This window comes from Saccharothrix sp. BKS2 (genome assembly GCF_047689505.1).
GTDB lineage: Bacteria > Actinomycetota > Actinomycetes > Mycobacteriales > Pseudonocardiaceae > Actinosynnema > Actinosynnema lopnurensis.
On sequence record NZ_JAUQOL010000001.1, the window covers coordinates 399860 to 415777 of the forward strand.

The 15918-nt window shown below is 74.2% G+C and carries 14 protein-coding genes; 5 read left to right on the forward strand and 9 right to left on the reverse strand.

The genetic code is table 11. The features are described 5' to 3' along the window. Positions 1–537 precede the first annotated feature (537 nt). From prcA to Q5530_RS01295, 5 genes are all read right to left on the reverse strand, one after another. Positions 538–1326: a proteasome subunit alpha gene (gene prcA / locus Q5530_RS01275; RefSeq protein ID WP_415360105.1), complete on the reverse strand. Its 789-nt coding sequence runs from the start codon at positions 1324–1326 to the stop codon at positions 538–540. 52 nt (positions 1327–1378) lie between these two features. Next, complete coding sequence (prcB, locus tag Q5530_RS01280; protein WP_380633785.1) at positions 1379–2227, reverse strand: proteasome subunit beta; 849 nt, start codon at positions 2225–2227, stop codon at positions 1379–1381. Positions 2228–2258: 31 nt separating this feature from the next. Next, complete coding sequence (locus tag Q5530_RS01285; RefSeq protein ID WP_344038073.1) at positions 2259–2453, reverse strand: ubiquitin-like protein Pup; 195 nt, start codon at positions 2451–2453, stop codon at positions 2259–2261. Between the two features lie 83 nt (positions 2454–2536). Then, positions 2537–4033, reverse strand: coding sequence for a depupylase/deamidase Dop (dop, locus tag Q5530_RS01290; RefSeq protein WP_415360107.1), 1497 nt, complete (start codon positions 4031–4033; stop codon positions 2537–2539). A 54-nt stretch (positions 4034–4087) separates the two neighbouring features. Further along, the gene (locus Q5530_RS01295; protein WP_415360108.1) at positions 4088–6547 is read right to left on the reverse strand and encodes an FtsX-like permease family protein; all 2460 of its coding nucleotides are present in this window, start codon (positions 6545–6547) and stop codon (positions 4088–4090) included. A gap of 104 nt (positions 6548–6651) precedes the next feature. Between Q5530_RS01295 and Q5530_RS01300 the strand changes: the two genes are divergently transcribed. Both Q5530_RS01300 and Q5530_RS01305 read left to right on the forward strand, forming a co-directional pair. Continuing rightward, complete coding sequence (locus tag Q5530_RS01300; protein ID WP_415360110.1) at positions 6652–7191, forward strand: NUDIX hydrolase; 540 nt, start codon at positions 6652–6654, stop codon at positions 7189–7191. Further along, positions 7143–7442 (forward strand): DUF6191 domain-containing protein, encoded by a 300-nt coding sequence (locus tag Q5530_RS01305; protein ID WP_415360111.1) that lies wholly within the window; start codon positions 7143–7145, stop codon positions 7440–7442. The genes Q5530_RS01300 and Q5530_RS01305 overlap by 49 nt, the downstream gene beginning before the upstream one ends. On the opposite strand, the gene Q5530_RS01310 is transcribed toward Q5530_RS01305, so the two are convergent. Both Q5530_RS01310 and Q5530_RS01315 read right to left on the reverse strand, forming a co-directional pair. Beyond that, the gene (locus Q5530_RS01310; protein WP_415360112.1) at positions 7414–8334 is read right to left on the reverse strand and encodes an aldo/keto reductase; all 921 of its coding nucleotides are present in this window, start codon (positions 8332–8334) and stop codon (positions 7414–7416) included. The genes Q5530_RS01305 and Q5530_RS01310 overlap by 29 nt on opposite strands. 37 nt (positions 8335–8371) lie before the next feature. Continuing rightward, on the reverse strand, positions 8372–11866 hold the full coding sequence (locus Q5530_RS01315; RefSeq protein WP_415360113.1) for an NACHT domain-containing protein: 3495 nt from the start codon (positions 11864–11866) through the stop codon (positions 8372–8374). 109 nt (positions 11867–11975) lie between these two features. Between Q5530_RS01315 and Q5530_RS01320 the strand changes: the two genes are divergently transcribed. Continuing rightward, the gene (locus tag Q5530_RS01320) at positions 11976–12161 is read left to right on the forward strand and encodes a hypothetical protein (RefSeq protein ID WP_415360114.1); all 186 of its coding nucleotides are present in this window, start codon (positions 11976–11978) and stop codon (positions 12159–12161) included. A gap of 94 nt (positions 12162–12255) precedes the next feature. Here Q5530_RS01320 and Q5530_RS01325 read toward each other — a convergent pair whose 3' ends face one another. Together Q5530_RS01325 and Q5530_RS01330 are read right to left on the reverse strand one after the other, a co-directional pair. Beyond that, positions 12256–13020, reverse strand: coding sequence for an ABC transporter permease (locus tag Q5530_RS01325; RefSeq protein ID WP_415360115.1), 765 nt, complete (start codon positions 13018–13020; stop codon positions 12256–12258). After that, positions 13017–13925, reverse strand: coding sequence for an ABC transporter ATP-binding protein (locus Q5530_RS01330; RefSeq protein ID WP_415360116.1), 909 nt, complete (start codon positions 13923–13925; stop codon positions 13017–13019). Before Q5530_RS01330 ends, Q5530_RS01325 begins: the two co-directional genes overlap by 4 nt. Positions 13926–14037: 112 nt before the next feature. Between Q5530_RS01330 and Q5530_RS01335 the strand changes: the two genes are divergently transcribed. Both Q5530_RS01335 and Q5530_RS01340 read left to right on the forward strand, forming a co-directional pair. Then, positions 14038–15138 (forward strand): sensor histidine kinase, encoded by a 1101-nt coding sequence (locus Q5530_RS01335; protein WP_415360118.1) that lies wholly within the window; start codon positions 14038–14040, stop codon positions 15136–15138. 71 nt (positions 15139–15209) lie between these two features. Beyond that, positions 15210–15854, forward strand: a complete 645-nt coding sequence (locus Q5530_RS01340) for a response regulator (protein WP_380633831.1) — start codon at positions 15210–15212, stop codon at positions 15852–15854. Positions 15855–15918: the final 64 nt, after the last annotated feature.

A 15918-nucleotide genomic window follows, 5' to 3' on the forward strand; every position in this document is an offset into this window, starting at 1 on the left:
CGGACGTGCGCCGGGTCGAGCGCCTGCTCACCGACGTGCCGCGCGCCTACCCGCTGCGCCCGCCGGGGCCCGGTGACCCGGGCTGGGCGGTGAACCGGCACGCGGAGGAGCGCGGCTTCGACGAGACCTCCGAGGCCCCGTGGCGCGCGTGGTGGCCGACTACGCGGAGCGGCACGAGTCTGGACGGCACGAGCCGGGGCGGGAGGCGGCGTGGATCGCGGAGGTCGACGGCGGGCCGGTGGGGTCGGTGTTCTGCGTGCGGGAGGACGACCGGACGGCCAGGCTGCGGCTGCTGCCGGTGGAGCCGGGGGCGCGGGGCCTTGGGCATCGACGCCCTGCTGGTCGACGAGTGCCTGCGCTTCGCCCGGCGGGCCGGGTACGGGCAGACCTGGGCGCTGGAGCCTCCAGCCCGCCCGCCCCGGTCTGGCGGGCACGGCGCCGCGGCGGGCACCCGGGTCCGTCCACCCGCGCCGAAGGCCCCCGGTTCGGCCGAACCGGGGGCCTTCGGCGAACCTCGTGGTCCTCCGCCTCGTGGTCCTACGCCTTGTCGTCGTTCGGCGGCAGGTTCACGTCCGTGACCGGCTTGTCCTGGTCGGCCTCGACGGCCTCGGCCGTCGGCTCCGGCTCACCCGGCAGCAGGGCCGCCAGGGCGGCCCCCGTGATGCGCCGGAACGCCCGGCGCGGCCGGTCGCGCTCCAGGACCGCGACCTCCAGCTTGGCGCCGTCCAGGAGCTCGTTGCCGTTGCCGGTGCTGGTCGAGCCGGCGCTCAGGGCCTTCACGGCCACCCGCACCGCGTCGGCCAGCGCCAGGCCCTCGGCGTAGACCTCCTTCAGGGCGGTGCCCGTGGCCTCGGCCTGGCCGCCCATCACCGAGTACTGCGGCTCCTCGACGATCGAGCCGTCGTAGGTGAGGCGGTACAGGGTGTCGTGCTCCGGCGTGTGCCCGACCTCGGCCACGCAGATCTCGACCTCCATGGGCTTGATCTGCTCGGTGAAGATCGAGCCCAGGGTCTGGGCGTACACGTTGGCCAGGGACCGGCCGGTCACGTCGCGCGGGTCGTTCTGGTACCCGCGGATGTCGGCGAACCGGATGCCCGCCTGCCGCAGGTTCTCGAACTCGCTGTACCGGCCGACCGCGGCGAAGCCGATGCGGTCGTAGATCTCCGACACCTTGTGCAGGGTGCTGGACGGGTTCTCCGCCACGAACAGCACGCCGTCGGCGTACCGGAGCACGACGACGCTCCGGCCGCGGGCGATGCCCTTCCGGGCGTACTCCGAGCGGTCGCGCAGGACCTGCTCGGGCGAGGCGTACAACGGCATCGTCACCGGTGCGGCTCCAGGACTCGACGACGGGTGGGAATGGGGTTCTGCACGGCCGTCAGCCCGCCGGGTTGGTCCGGCGGCCCTCGACGACGGCCTCGGCCAGCGTCGCGGTGCGCTCCTCGGGCAGGTGCGCCGCCCCCTCGGCCGAGATCGTCACCACGACGGGGTAGATCCGGCGCACCACGTCCGGGCCACCGGTGCCCGAGTCGTCGTCCGCCGCGTCGTAGAGGGCCTCGATGGCGGTCCGCGCGGCCGTCTCGGCGTCCGCGTCCGGGTCGAACAGCTTCTTCAGCGCCGACTTCGCGAACAGCGAGCCCGAGCCCACGGCCTGGTAGCCCTGGGCGTCCTCGAACCGGCCGCCGGTCACGTCGTAGGAGATGATGCGGCCCGCGCGCTCCGGGTCGGGGGCCGCGGTGTCGTAGCCGGCCAGCAGCGGCACCACCGCCAGGCCCGCCAGGGCCGCGTCCAGGTTGCCCTTGATCATCGCCGAGAGCCGGTTGGCCTTGCCGTCCAGCGACAGCGAGACGCCCTCGATCTTCTCGTAGTGCCGCAGCTCGACCGCGTAGAGCCGGACGATCTCCACCGCGATGCCCGCCGTGCCCGCGATGCCCACCGCCGAGTAGTCGTCGGTGATGAACACCTTCTTCATGTTGCGCTGGGAGATGACGTTGCCCATGGTGGCGCGCCGGTCGCCCGCGATGACCACGCCGCCGCGGTAGGTCAGCGCCACGATGGTGGTGCCGTGCGGCGCCTCGACCGTGCTGCCCTCGGGCAGCCTGCGGGCGGAGGGCAGCAGGTCGGGCGCCTGCGCGCGGAGGAAGTCGGTGAACGACGAAGACCCCGGCCTGAGGTAGGCCGGGGGCAGCGACGCGGCCGGGTAGTGCCCGGTCGAGCTGTTGTCCATGTGTGCGTTCTTCTCCTGTCCCGCCTGCGGCTTACTCGCCGCCCTTTTGCACGTACGCGCGGACGAAGTCCTCGGCGTTCTCCTCCAGCACGTCGTCGATCTCGTCCAGGATCGCGTCGACGTCCTCACCGAGCTTCTCGCGGCGCTCCTGACCCGCGGCGGCCGCGCCGTCGCCGTTCTCGTCGCCGTCACCGCCGCCTTGCCGCTGGACCTGTTCCTGGGACATGTCGTTCCTCCCGCCTTTCGGCCCTGGGGGGTCAACATTACCCAGTGGGCCCGACGTTGTGCGCCGCCACTCGGGTCCGTTGATCAGCCCCTGGTGAGCGCCTCCACCAGCTGCTCGGCCGTCTCCGACGCCTCCAACAGGGCTCCGACGTGGGCTTTCGTCCCGCGCAGGGGCTCCAGGGTGGGGATGCGGACCAGCGATTCGCGACCGAGGTCGAAGATCACGGAGTCCCACGACGCGGCGGCCACCGAGGTCGGGTAGCGCTCCAGGCAGCGGCCGCGGAAGTAGGCGCGGGTGTCCTCCGGCGGCGCGAGCACGGCCGCCCGCACCTCCTCCTCGCTGACCAGGCGCTTCATCGAGCCGCGCGCCACCAGCCGGTTGTACAGGCCCTTGTCCAGCCGCACGTCGGAGTACTGGAGGTCGACCAGCGACAGGCGCGGCGAGCCCCACGCGAGGCCGTCGCGGGACCGGTAGCCCTCCAGCAGCCGCAGCTTGGCCACCCAGTCGAGCCGGTCGGCGCACTCCTGCGGGTCGCGGGCCAGCGCGTCGAGCACCTCGCCCCACACGCGCAGCACGTCGCGATCGCCGTAGCCCTCCTTCTCCACGAACTCCGAGGCGCGCTCGTAGTAGGCGAACTGGAGGTCCAACCCGGTGAACTTGCGCCCGCCGCTCAACTCGACCCGGGTCTTCAGGGTCGGGTCGTGGCTGATCTGGTGCACCGCCCGGACCGGCTCCAGCAGCCGCAGGTCGTCGAACCGACGACCGGCCTCGATCATGTCCAGCACCAGCGAGGTGGTGCCGACCTTGAGGTAGGTGGAGTACTCGGCCAGGTTCGCGTCGCCGATGATGACGTGCAGCCTGCGGTACTTGTCCGCGTCGGCGTGCGGCTCGTCGCGGGTGTTGATGATGCCGCGCTTGAGCGTGGTCTCCAGGCCGACCTCGACCTCGATGTAGTCCGAGCGCTGGGACAGCTGGTAGCCGACCTCCTCGCCCGCCGAGCCCAGGCCGACCCGGCCGGAGCCGACCACGACCTGGCGGGAGACGAAGAACGGCGTCAGCCCCGCGATGACCGCCGTGAACGGCGTGCTGCGCCGCATCAGGTAGTTCTCGTGGGTGCCGTAGCTGGCGCCCTTGCCGTCGACGTTGTTCTTGTAGAGCTGGAGCCGGGGCTGGCCGGGCACGGTGGCCGCCTTCATGGCGGCCTCCTCCATCACCCGTTCGCCCGCCTTGTCCCAGATCACCGCGTCGCGCGCGTTGGTGACCTCGGGGGCCGAGTACTCCGGGTGCGCGTGGTCGACGTAGAGGCGCGCGCCGTTGGTGAGGATGACGTTGGCCGCGCCCAGGTCCTCGACGTCGCCGTCGCCGCCGGGGTGGCCGCCGGGCGCGCCGAGGTCGAAGCCGCGCGCGTCGCGCAGCGGCGATTCCACCTCGTAGTCCCAGCGCGCCCGGCGGGACCTCGGCACGTCGGCGGCGGCCGCGTAGGCCAGCACCACCTGTGTCGAGGTGAGCACCGGGTTGGCCGTCGCGTCGCCCGGCACCGCGATGCCGTACTCGACCTCGGTTCCCATGATCCGCCGCATACGTCGCAGCCTACGACCAACCACCGGCGCGGCGCTGCCGGCCGTGGTCACGTTTCAGCCGGCGGCGAGCCCGGCGGCGGGCCGGATCCGGGAGGCGTTGCGGGCCGGGCCGAGGGCCGCGAGCACCGCCAGCGCCACCACCCCGACGCCGCCGACCAGCAGGGGCGCCACGGCCGCGGTGGGCCACGCGAACAGGCCCACGGCGGCCAGCGTCAGCTCGGCGTAGACCAGGCCGAACAGACCGCCGCCCAGCACACCCACCAGCGACAACAGCACCGCTTCGGCGACCACGCCGCCCTGGATGCCGCCCCGGGTGACGCCCAGGGCGCGGCGCAGCGCCAGCTCCTTGCGGCGCTCCTGCACCGAGATCGTCAACGCCGTCCCGATGCCGGTCACGGCGACCGCGACGGACAGCCCCAGCAGCACCATCAGCAGCAGGATGCCCAGGTCGAGGTAGCGCCGGTCCTGCGCGCCCTCCTCCGCCCTGGTGTTCACCACGACGGTGGGCGAGGCGGTCAGCGCGCCCTCCACGGCCGCCTCGTAGGCCGCCGGGTCGGCGCCCGGCGCGAACGCCACCAGCACCCGCGTGGGCGGGGCCAGGCCCGGGTCGGCCACCACCAGGTCGAAGCCGTCCAGCAGCTCGTCGCCGAAGGTGCCGGCGACCCGGGCCGTGCGCGGGCCGCCGGGCAGCCCCTCGACGGTGAACGGCTCGCCGGTCCGCGCACCGGAGCGCTCGGCGTACCAGTCGGAGACCAGCAGCTCACCGGGCCCGGGGTCCACGGGGGTCGCCCGCGCCGCCAGGTAGTCGCGCACCTGCCCGGGTTCGGCGCCCGCGACCCGCGCCGGGAACGCCTCGCCGCCCGGGTCGCGCCGGTCGGCCTCCACGCCGTGCAGCACGACGGCGCCCGCCACCTCCGGCCGGGTCGCCGCCGCGCCCACGGCGCCGTCCAGCGGCCGCCCGCCCGCGTCGGTCACCACGGCGTCCGGCCGCGGCGCGCGGTCGAGCTCCTCCTCCACCCGCTGCGCCGAGCCGACCGCGACCGCGAAGAAGGTGACCATGGCGGCGGCCAGCAGCAGGGGCATGGCCACCGACGCCGACCGCTGCGGCACCCGCCGCACCTCGGCCGCGGCCAGCTTCCACTGCGCTCCCCCGAAGCGGCTCGCGACCGAGCCGAACACGCGGCCCAGGCCGGGCACCACGACCGGTCCCAGCACGCCGAACAGCCCGAACACCCCGGTGATGGCGGAGAACAGGACCAGGAAGATCGCCGCCAGGGAGCCCTGGGCCAGCACGCCGAGCGCGGCCAGGACCGCCGCGAGCGACACCAGCACGAGGCCGAACACGCGGCGGCGGCGCACCACGGCGTGGTCCGGCGTCTGGCCCTCGGAGGTGCGCAGCGCGGCCAGCGGCGGCACCAGGGAGGCGGCCAGCGAGGGCCGGACCGCGGCGAACCCGCTGAGCGCGGTCGCGGTGGCCACGCCGATCAGCAGCTGGGTCCCGGTGGGCAGCAGCGCGGGGCTCAGCTCCACCGCGCCCAGGATCACCGACAGGCCGGTGGCGTCGAACAGCCGGGCCAGCAGCCACGCCACCACCCCGCCCAGCAGCGCGCCCACCCCGCCCGCGACCGCGCCGGTCAGCAGCGCCTCGATCAAGTTCGCCCGGACGAGTGACCCCCGGAAGGCGCCCAGGCAGCGCAGCAGCGCGGTGTGGCGCTGCCTCTGGAGGTAGACCGCGCGGTAGGTGGCGGAGGCGACGAACACCGAGGTGGCCAGCGCCAGGAAGCTGAACGGCAGCAGCACGACCGCGAGGTCCTGCTCGGGCCGCTCGGCGGAGACCAGGGCGGCGGTGTCCACCCGGAACCCCCCGCCCGCGGCCGCCGCCACCGCGGCCCGGTCGCCGCCGGTGACGTGCAGCGACAGGACCTGCGCCGGCCCCAGCCGGGCGGCCAGGCCCTCGCCGACGACGATCACGGGCTCCTCGGCGACCGAGCCCCGCCGGGTGATGCCCCGGACCACCACGTCCACCGGGTCGCCCGCCGCGTCGGCCACGCGGGTGAGCGAGCCGGGCGCGAGGCCGTGCTCGTGCGCGGTGACGCGGTCCACCGCGATCTCGCCGTCCGGGCCGGGCGGGCGGCCCTCCAGGACCGGCACCCGCCGGGCCCCCTCGACCTCCACGTCCGCGTCGGCGCGGCGGTCGCCCGCGCGGCCGTCCAGCAGCAGGTCGACGCGCACCCGCCGGACCTGCCGCACCCCGGTCACCCCCGGCACCGCGGCCACCCGATCGGCGATCGCCTGGTCGAGGGGCACGTCCGAGTAGGGCTCCGCGCGGACGACCAGGTCGACCCCGGCGGGCACCACCGGCGCGCCCTCGCCCACCGCGCGCACCATCGCGTCGCTCAGCACCAGCCCGGCCAGCAGGCAGGCGACACCGACGACCAGGGCGACACCGGGCAGCACGGCGCGGCCGGGCCGGTCGCGGAACTCCGCGACCGCGAGCCGCAGGGATCTGGGCACAACTCCTCCTCGTGACGAGAACGGCACGACGGTAGGAACAGCGGTCGTCGGCGGGCGTCGGCCCGGGGTAGCACGCGCCGGTACGACCGCAGGAGGATTCCCGGATGAGCCTGGAGGAGGTCCTGCTCGTCGACCAGGGTGGCAACCCCGTCGGCGCGGCGACGCGGGCGCGGGTGCGCGCCGAGGGGTTGTGGCACGCGTGCGCGGCCATCGTGGTGCGGTCGCTCGACGGGCGGCGGCTCTACGTGCACCGGCGCACCGACACCAAGGACGTCTACCCCGGCCTCTACGACCCCACGTGCGGCGGGGTGGTCGCGGCGGGCGAGACGCCCGAGGAGTGCGCCGCGCGCGAGCTGGCCGAGGAGCTGGGCGTCACCGCGACGCCGGCGTTCCGGTTCCGCACGACGTTCGTCGACGGAACCATCCGCTACGTCGCGCACGTTTACGAGACGCGCACCGACGGGCCGTTCACCCACCAGCCGGAAGAGGTGGCGTGGGGCGGGTGGGTGGAGGTCGAGGAGGTGCGCGCGCTGGTGGAGGACCCGGACTGGCCGGTGGTGCCGGACGGCCGGGCGTTGATCAAGGGGTGGTTCGAGTGGGTCTGGCGTTCGCCATGTCCATCCCCGGGCTCGCCGTGCTGCTGATCGCGCTGGCGAGCGGCGAACTGCTGCTGCGGCGGGTCCGCCGCCGCCGGGGCGGGCACCCGGTGATCAGCGCGACCGCGTTCGACGAGTTCACCGCGGTGGTGCACGGGAGCAAGCGCGTCGAGCTGGAGCAGCGGCAGACCACGCTCGTGCTGGGCGAGGACGAGGAGTCCGGCGCTCCCCCGCGCGGTCCGGTCGACCTGGACTCCGGCTCGGTGCGGCTCAGTCCCAGGCCAACGACGCCCGGGTAGCCCAGTACCGCTCGGGCGGCTCCGCGAGGTCGGTCAGCTCGTCCGGGTCCAGCTCCACCTCGCGGGCCGCCAGGTTGGCGCGCAGCTGGTCGGCGCTCGCCGCGCCCGACAGCACCACGTCCGCCCACGGCTGGGCCCGCACCGCGGCCAGCGCGACCGCGTCCGGGCCCACGCCGTGCCGCCCGGCCAGCTCGCGCACCCGCGCGGGCGGGTCCACCGCGAGGCGGCCGTTGGCCAGGCCCTCCTTGACGAACACCTCGACCCCGGACTCCGCCGCCCGCGCCAGCTCGGGCCCGACCGAGGTCTCCAGCACGTTCCAGGTCGACTGCACCGCGTCGAACAGCTTGCGCCCCTCGACCTCCAGCTCCAGCGCCCGGCGCACCGTCCCGGCCTGCTCCGGGCCGGAGGTGGAGAAGCCCAGCCGGACGCCCGAGTCGCGCAGCTCCCCCAGCGCGAGCAGCAGGTCCAGGTCGCCGAACAGCGGGCTGTCCGCGGTCAGCGAGTGCACCAGGTAGAGACCGACGTGCGCGCCGAGCAGGTCCCGCGTCTCCGCCCACTGCCGCCCCAACCGCTCCCGCGAGTGCTCCTTCACCTCGTGGGTGTCCGCGTCCACGCGCCAGTCGCCGACGTAGGCGTACCCCCACTTGCTCGACACCCGCACGTCGCGGCGCCCACGCGAGTCGAGCCACCCGGCCAGGAACTCCTCCGCCCGGCCGTACGAGCGGGCCGCGTCGACCCGGCGCACCCCGGCCTCGTAGGCGGCGTCCAGCACGGTGTGGCAGTGCTCGCGCATGGCCTCCACGTCCCGGTCGGCGGGCAGCGCCCCGTCGCGACCGAGGTTGATGTAGGCGGGGCGGCCGAGGGCGGCGAGACCTAGGGCGAAATCGGGCACGCCGGACACGGTAACCGGCGATTACCGCGACCGCCGGTCACGTGGTGGCGGGGTCGGCCTCCACCTCCAGGAGTGCCAGCATCTGACGCAGTCGCAGGCGGCGTCGGGGGGCGGTGGCCGGGTCGGCGATCAACGCCCTCATCCGCTCGGCGGCCCACTTCGCCACACCGGCGCACTTGAGGTCCACGACCAACCCGATTTCTTCGTCGAAAGAATTCTCCTGGGTCGTCAACAATCGGCTCCACGCCGCCGTGGCGAGATCCCGCTCGCCGCTCGCGGCAAGAGCCCGCACGAGAGCACGGCTGTCCTCGAACGACAACTCGGGCCAGAGCACCTGGTCGACCAGCATGGCGGCACCTTCACCGTCACCGTGCGTGAATCGGACCAAAAAAGCTTTTTGCAAGTTGGTCCCCGTGACTTTCGGGTGCTCGATCAGGTCGGCGGCGACCGCGATCGCCGCCTCCGGCTTGTCCGGATCGAGGGCGTCGAGGATGCCCGCCAAGTAGTCCGTGCCCAACCGGGTTCCCTCGGAGGCCGACTCGGCCAGCAGGGCAGCCGCCGCTTCGGGGTCGGCTTTCAGCAGGACCTGCGCCGCATCGCGGGCCATCTCACGGGTGAGAAAACTGGACAGGCGAATCGCGCCCTCCGCCCAGGCCCATGCTTCCCGCCGACCGCCTGCGTCGTAGAACCGCCCGGCGATGCCGATTCGACTGTAAGGGTAAAACAACTGGCCCTCGTCGAACAGTTCCACCAATTTTTGGGGCGTCCCATCGGGTGTCGCGAGCCAAGCGCAGATCAATTCTTCCGCGCCCAGCGCACTCGGCACCAACTTCAACAGCCGGGTTCCGGCCAGTTCGACCAGGGTGGTGTGCGGCGTCACCTCGACCGCCTTCATGAGCAGGCTTCCCGCGTACCAGGTCATGACCTTCTCGGCCTGCGTCAACCACTTCTCCACTCGGTCGACGATCGCCGGCAGCCCGTCGTCACCCCGGATCCTGAGCAGGAGGACGAGGGCGTCCCGCACGGCGAGCGGGTCGGTGGTCGGGTCGTCCAGGACGGCTTCGGCCAGGGCGGCGGCCGTGGTCTTGTCGCCCGCGCGCTCCAGGAGGGCGGCGACCTCCAGGCGGCCGGCGTGGTCGTCCTCCGGGCGGGTGGCCACCAGCGCCGCGACATCGGCAACCGCTCGGGCTCCCGGCTCGGCGAGCCAGGCGGCGGCCACCCGCTTCAGGGAGCCCGCGGTCGCGGACCGATCCGCGAAGACCGTTTCCGCCATCGCCTCCATGTCGGACACCAGGCCCAGGTCCGCGAGCACCTCGACCGCCTCCACCCGGGCCAATACACCGACATCCGGTTCGAGGACCATGTCCAGGGCCCGCTGTCGGACCTGTGCCACGACATCGGCTCCCAGTCGGAGGGCCATGGGCGCCGCTCGGCGCAACGGCCGGCCGTAGCAGGACGGCAGGAGCGGCGCCAGCAACGCCCTGACCCGTCGTCCTCCGGTCAGGCGCTCCAGCGCCACCACCGCCGCCATCCGGCGGCTCACCGCCAGTTCGGGGTGCGCTCCCATCGATTCGAGCTGCTCGGCGACCCTGGCGTGGTCGAACAGTCCGCCGAGGACTTCGATCGCCTCGACGGCGGTGTCGAACTCGTCGGAGTTGCGGGCCAGGGACACCAGTCGGTCCACGACTCGTTCGGCGGTGTCGGTGGAGGTGGTGACGCCCTCCGCGGTCAGGTGACCGGCCAGGAGGACTCGACGGGGGTCGTAGGAGGACAGGATGCGATCCACGACGGCGGACGTGTCGTGGCCCGGTTTCGCCGCCCACAGGGCGAAGGTGAAGAGGGCGAAGGTCCGCTCCGCTTCCTTCAAGCCCCTGCGGATCCAGTCGCCCAGGTCGGCGAAGTCCTCGCCGATGGAATCGGCGTGGGACCGGGCGGCCAGGAATTCGGCGAAGGACTGGTGCAGGAAGTGGAGTTCGCGCTCGGCGGCCACCAGGAGGCCGGTGCCGATGAGTTCCTCCCAGAGGTGCTCCTCCCAACCCTCCACCAGCGCGTCACCCGCCTGGTCGCGCACCCAGTCCCGAGCCACGGGCCAGAGGGGGTCCTGGGTCTCCAGGCGTTTCCGGGCCAGGGCGGCCAGCAGGCGGAAACGGTTCTCGTGCAGCCACTTGATGCAGGCGAGGCGGGCGGGGTCGTCGAGGTGCTGACGGCGGAGGTGCGCCAGGACCTCGCGCCGGGTGCTCCGGTCCCCCGCCAGGTAGCCGCAGAAGCGCTCGTAGAGGCTGACCCGGCTGGTGGGCAGCGCGCGTTCGGGGTCCTTGACCGCCGCCACCGCGGCGATGGTCGCCAACAGCGGGTTGCGGACCAGTTCGCGGAGCCTGCCGTCCGAGGTCTCGCGCAGGAAGCGCTCGGCCTCCCGGGTCGCGGTGGCCGGGTTCTGCGCGGTGAACCAGCGGTGGGCGAACTGCTCCAGTTCGAGCCGGCCGAAGGGCTGGATGACGTAGTCGCCCACGTTGGCCGCGCGCAGCGGTGACAGCTCGGACTCGGGCAGCCCCCGCGTCGTGATCACGAAGCGGTAGTCGGAGCCGGGGCGGGCGTGCTGGGCCACCGCCCGGATCACCTCGCCGCGCACGCGCGGGTCGGGGATCTCGTCCAGGCCGTCGACCAGGACCAGCCAGCGCGCTCCCTGCGTGCGACCGGTGAACATGCCCGCGTCGGGGTCCTGGACGAGCGTCCGCCCGAGGGTGCGGCTGACCGCCCCCGCCAGGACGTTGCTCCACGAACCGGTGCTGTCCAGGGAGCGGGCGGACACCCGGACGGGTACCACCGGCTCGCTCAGCAGGGCCCCGGTGACGCTGTCCTCGCGCAGCCAGATGCGGGACAGGACCCGGGTCAGGTGGTTGCTCAGGGTGGACTTCCCGGCGCCCGGCTCACCGGTGACCAGCAGGTGGTCGTGGCGCTCCAGGGCCTCCGAGACCGGCACGGCGGACTGCGAGGCGGTGGTCGCCGGCCGCTGCCCCTCCACCACCTCGCGCTGCGCGCCGGGGTCCTCCCGCTCGACAACCGCGCGCAGGCGGACCTGTTGGCGTACGTAGATCGTGGAGAGCGGGGGTTCGTCCACCCCCAGCAGGCGGTAGGGCAGGCGTTCCACCGCCGTGCTCTGGGCCTCCAGCAGGTTGCTCAGCGCCAGCGTCGGGAGGGGGCAGTCGATCCAGGTCTCCAGGCGGGGCTGGTCGGCCCGCTGCTGCGCCAGGTGGTTCCGCTCCCGGGCCTCCTTGGCCCGCACCCAGACGTCCACGACCCCGGCCGGGTCGCGCTTGAGCGCCACCGCGAGGGCCTGGGTCGACTCCAGGTTGAGGAAGCGGGTGGCCCCGAAGATGCCGTAGACGGCGTTCTTCTCGAACGGTGTCGCCGACAGGAACTCGTGCACGCTGCCGAACCCGGCGTCGGAGAGGGCGCCGTGGAACCACGCCGCGAGTTCCTCCAGTTCCGCATAACGCTGCCGCTTGCCCTGCGATGGACGTCCGCCCGGCATGGCTCCCTCGTCGACGTGTCGGGTTTCCCACGGGTTTCCCCACTGTAGAGGGAAATTCGCGGTGTGCCGCAACCTCGATCCCGTCATCGTGCGGATGGACGGAGGAGTCGTGGACCAGTTGATCGGGAACCCGGCGTGCTACCTGGTGTTGGCGCTGGTGGGAGGGCTGCTCAGGCAGTGGATCGCGCACCGGACCGCCGTGCGGCGGGAGGAGGAGGTGACGCGGCGGCTGGAGGTGGCCGTGCGGGACACGAAATCGGCGGAAAGGGCCGCCGTGGTGCGCGCGGCGCGGTGAGCGGAGCTGTTCGCGGAAAGACGCGGACGAAGTGCGCCGAATGGAATTCCCGCGGCGAGCCGGTGGGGGCACCTCAACCCCCACCGGCCTGTCCTCAGGCGTCCCGGCGGACCAGCGACACCGCGCCCGCCCCCAGCGCCACCACCACGTAGGCGATCATCACCAGCCCCGCCCCCGACGGCGACAGCACCGAGCCCCCCGCCCCGGCCAACTGCGGCGGCAGCACCGGCGGCAGCACCGAGTACAGCGGCTCGCCCCACCGCCGCGGCAGCAGCAGCGCCACCACCGGCAGCACGAACAGCAGCCCGCACAGGGTCACCAGCGCGCCCGCCGTCGACCGGACCACGAAGCCCAGCCCCAACCCCACCAGCGCGACCAGCACCAGCGACGCGGTGTTCGCCAACAGGGTCGGCAGGGCCTCGCCGAACGAGTCGTACGCCGAGATCGGCTTCGGCCGGTTCCCGGTGATCAGCTCGCCCGCCACGTAGGCCAGCAGGTTCACCACCGCCGCGACGACCAGCGACACGCCGGCCACCACGACCGCCTTGGCCGCCAGCAGCCGCCCGCGGCGCGGTACGCCCACCAGCACCGGGCGGATCATGCCGGTGCCGTGCTCGGCGGTGATCGCCAGCGCGCCCAGCGCCCCCAGGCAGAACTGCCCGAACGGCAGCAGCGGCACCGCCGGGTCGGCGCGGTCGAACCGCTGCCGCCGCTCCGGCGGCGCCACGTCCCAGTCGGCGGTCATCAGGTACGACACCACGACGCCGACCGCCAGCAGCAGCGCGATCGCCAGCAGCAGGTACGCGGTGGAGCGCACCGAGCGGAGCTTGAGCAGCTCCGACCTGAGCACGTCGGTCATCGGGCGGTCTCCTTCGCGCGGTACTCGACGCTGTCCTCGGTGAGCCGCAGGTAGGCGTCCTCCAGGGACGCGCCGCGCGGGGTCAGCTCGTGCACGGGCAGGCCCCGGGACGCGGCCAGGTCCGCGATGTCGGCGGCGGCCAGGCCGCGCACGAGCAGCGCGCCGTCCTCGGTGGTGACCGACGCGCCGGCCCCCTCCAGCACCCGGCCCAGCTCGCCCCGCTCGGGCGAGCGGACCAGCACGTCCTCCTGGAACCGCGCCCGCAGCTCCCGCACGGACGCCTCCAGCACCAGCCGGCCCCGGCCGATCACGATCACCCGGTCGGCGGTCAGCGCCATCTCGCCCATGAGGTGGCTCGACACCAGGACCGCGCGGCCCTCCGCGGCCAGGTCGCGCATCAGGTGGCGGACCCAGCGGATGCCCTCGGGGTCGAGGCCGTTGACCGGCTCGTCGAACAGCAGCACGCCGGGGTCGCCCAGCAGCGCCGCCGCGACACCGAGCCGCTGCCTCATGCCCAGCGACAGCGCGCCGACGCGCCGGGTCGCCGCGCCCGCCAGGCCCACCAGCTCCAGCACCTCGTCCACGCGCCGGTCGCCGATGCCGTTGGCGCGGGCCAGCACCCGCAGGTGGTCGCGGGCGGTGCGGCCGCCGTGCGCGGCGCCCGCGTCCAGCAGCGCGCCCACCTCGTGGGCCGGCCTGCGCAGCTCGGCGTAGCGGCGGCCGTTGACCAGGGCCTCGCCGCCGGTCGGCCGGTCCAGGCCGAGGACCATCCGCATGGTGGTCGACTTGCCCGCGCCGTTCGGGCCGAGGAAGCCCGTCACGTGGCCGGGTTCGACCTTCGTGGTGAGCTCGTCCACCGCCCGGGTCTTCCCGTAGCGCTTGGTCAGCCGTCTCGTCTCGATCACGGTGACGAGCCTGCGCGACCGGCGCGCCCGGCGGATCGGACCGGGGTCCGCACCCCGGGGTCGGCCCGGAGTCCGATGCCGGGGGCCCGCCCGGCCGGATACCGTGCCGGCCGTGGACCCCCGCGTGCTGCGCCTGCCGACGGCCTACCTCTACGGGCTGGACGGGCTCGCCGCCGTGGTGGTCACCACGACGTACCTGGGCTTCGTCGAGATGAGCCCCGCGCCGTCGTGGCTCGGCCTCCCCCTGGCGGTGCTGATCGGCGCGCCACTGGCGGTGCGCCGCCGCCGGCCGCTCGCGGCGCTGGTGGTCGTGGTGGCGGCGCAGTGCGCGGCCACGGTCGCGCACATCACCCTGGAGCCCTACGCGCCCACGGCGTTCGTCATGTACTCGGTGGCCGCGCTGTGCCCGCGGCGGGTCGCGGTCGGGGCGCTGGCGGCGTCGCTGGCCGCCGCGGCGGCGGCGGTGGCCGTCGCGGAGCCGTGGCCCGACGACCTCGGGCTGGTGCTGTTCGTGTCGGTGCTGGTCGGCGCGTCCTGGGCGCTGGGCCGCACCACGCGGGTCCGGCGGTCCTACGAGGCGCGGGCGGCGGCGGAGCGGGCGGAGCGGGCGGTCACCGAGGAGCGGATGCGCATCGCCCGCGAGCTGCACGACGTGGTGGCGCACAGCCTGACCCTGATCGCGGTCAAGGCCGGCATCGCCGCCCACGTCGGGCCGGACCGCCCCGAGGAGACCCGGGAGGCGCTGCGGGTGATCGGGACGGCGTCCCGGGACACGCTGGTGGAGATGCGACGGCTGCTGGGCGTGCTGCGCGCCGAGGACGCGGCGGTCGAGCTGGCGCCCATGCCCGGCCTGTCGGACCTGCCCGAGCTGGTGACGCGGGCGTCCCTGGCCGGGGTGGAGGTGGACCTGTCGGTCAGCGGCCCGGTGCCCGACGCGCTCGGGCTGACCGTGTACCGGATCGTGCAGGAGTCGGTGACCAACGTGGTCAAGCACGCGGCGCCCGCGTCCTGCGCGGTGTCGGTGGAGGTGTCGGAGGGCGAGGTGGCGATCTCTGTGGTGGACGACGGGCCCGGCGAGCGGGTGCTCGGCGGCGGTGGCGGGCACGGGCTGATCGGGATGCGGGAGCGGGTCGCGGTGTACGGGGGGACGTTCTCGGCGGGGCCGCTGGCCGGGCGCGGGTTCGCGGTGCGGGCGCGGGTGCCGCTGTCGTGACCGACGTGGCGGTGACCGACGTGGCGGTGACCGACGTGGCGGTGAGCGGTGTGGCGGTGAGCGGTGTGCCGGTGACCGACGTGGTGGTGGTCGACGACCAGGCCCTGCTGCGGGGCAGCTTCCGGGTGCTGGTGGACTCCGCGCCGGACCTGCGGGTCGTCGGCGAGGCCGGCGACGGGGCCGAGGCGGTGGCCGTGGTGCGCGCGACCTCGCCGGACGTGGTGCTGATGGACGTGCGGATGCCCGGCGTGGACGGCATCTCGGCCACCCGCGAGATCAGCGCCTCCTCGTCGGCCCGGGTGCTCATCCTGACCACGTTCGACCTGGACGAGTACGTCTACTCGGCGCTGCGGGCCGGCGCGAGCGGGTTCCTGCTCAAGGACACGCCGCCCGCCGACCTGCTGGCCGCGATCCGGGTCGTGGCGGCGGGCGACGCCCTGCTGGCGCCCTCGGTGACGCGCCGCCTGGTGGCCGAGTTCGCCCGCGCGCCGCGACCGCGCCCGGTGCGGCTGGACGGGGTCACCGACCGGGAGCGGGAGGTGCTGGCCCTGATCGCGCGCGGCCTGTCCAACGCCGAGATCATGCGGGAGCTGCACCTGTCCACGGGCACGGTCAAGACCCACGTCGGCAGGCTGCTGCACAAGCTCCAGGCCCGCGACCGGGCGCAGCTGGTGATCGCCGCCTACGAGTCGGGCCTGGTCACCGCGCGCGCCTGACCCCGCCACCGCCCGTGCCCGCGGCGGCCCTTGCCCGCGGCGGCCCGCTCTGCCAGGTTGGGCC

Bases quoted from the DNA above. Each gene is read 5' to 3' on its own strand.
- Q5530_RS01285 (WP_344038073.1), bottom strand. From the start codon at position 2,453: ATGTCCCAGGAACAGGTCCAGCGGCAAGGCGGCGGTGACGGCGACGAG.
- prcB (WP_380633785.1), bottom strand. From the start codon at position 2,227: ATGGACAACAGCTCGACCGGGCACTACCCGGCCGCGTCGCTGCCCCCG.
- Q5530_RS01315 (WP_415360113.1), bottom strand. From the start codon at position 11,866: ATGCCGGGCGGACGTCCATCGCAGGGCAAGCGGCAGCGTTATGCGGAA.
- Q5530_RS01325 (WP_415360115.1), bottom strand. From the start codon at position 13,020: ATGACCGACGTGCTCAGGTCGGAGCTGCTCAAGCTCCGCTCGGTGCGC.
- Q5530_RS01300 (WP_415360110.1), top strand. From the start codon at position 6,652: ATGAGCCTGGAGGAGGTCCTGCTCGTCGACCAGGGTGGCAACCCCGTC.
- dop (WP_415360107.1), bottom strand. From the start codon at position 4,033: ATGCGGCGGATCATGGGAACCGAGGTCGAGTACGGCATCGCGGTGCCG.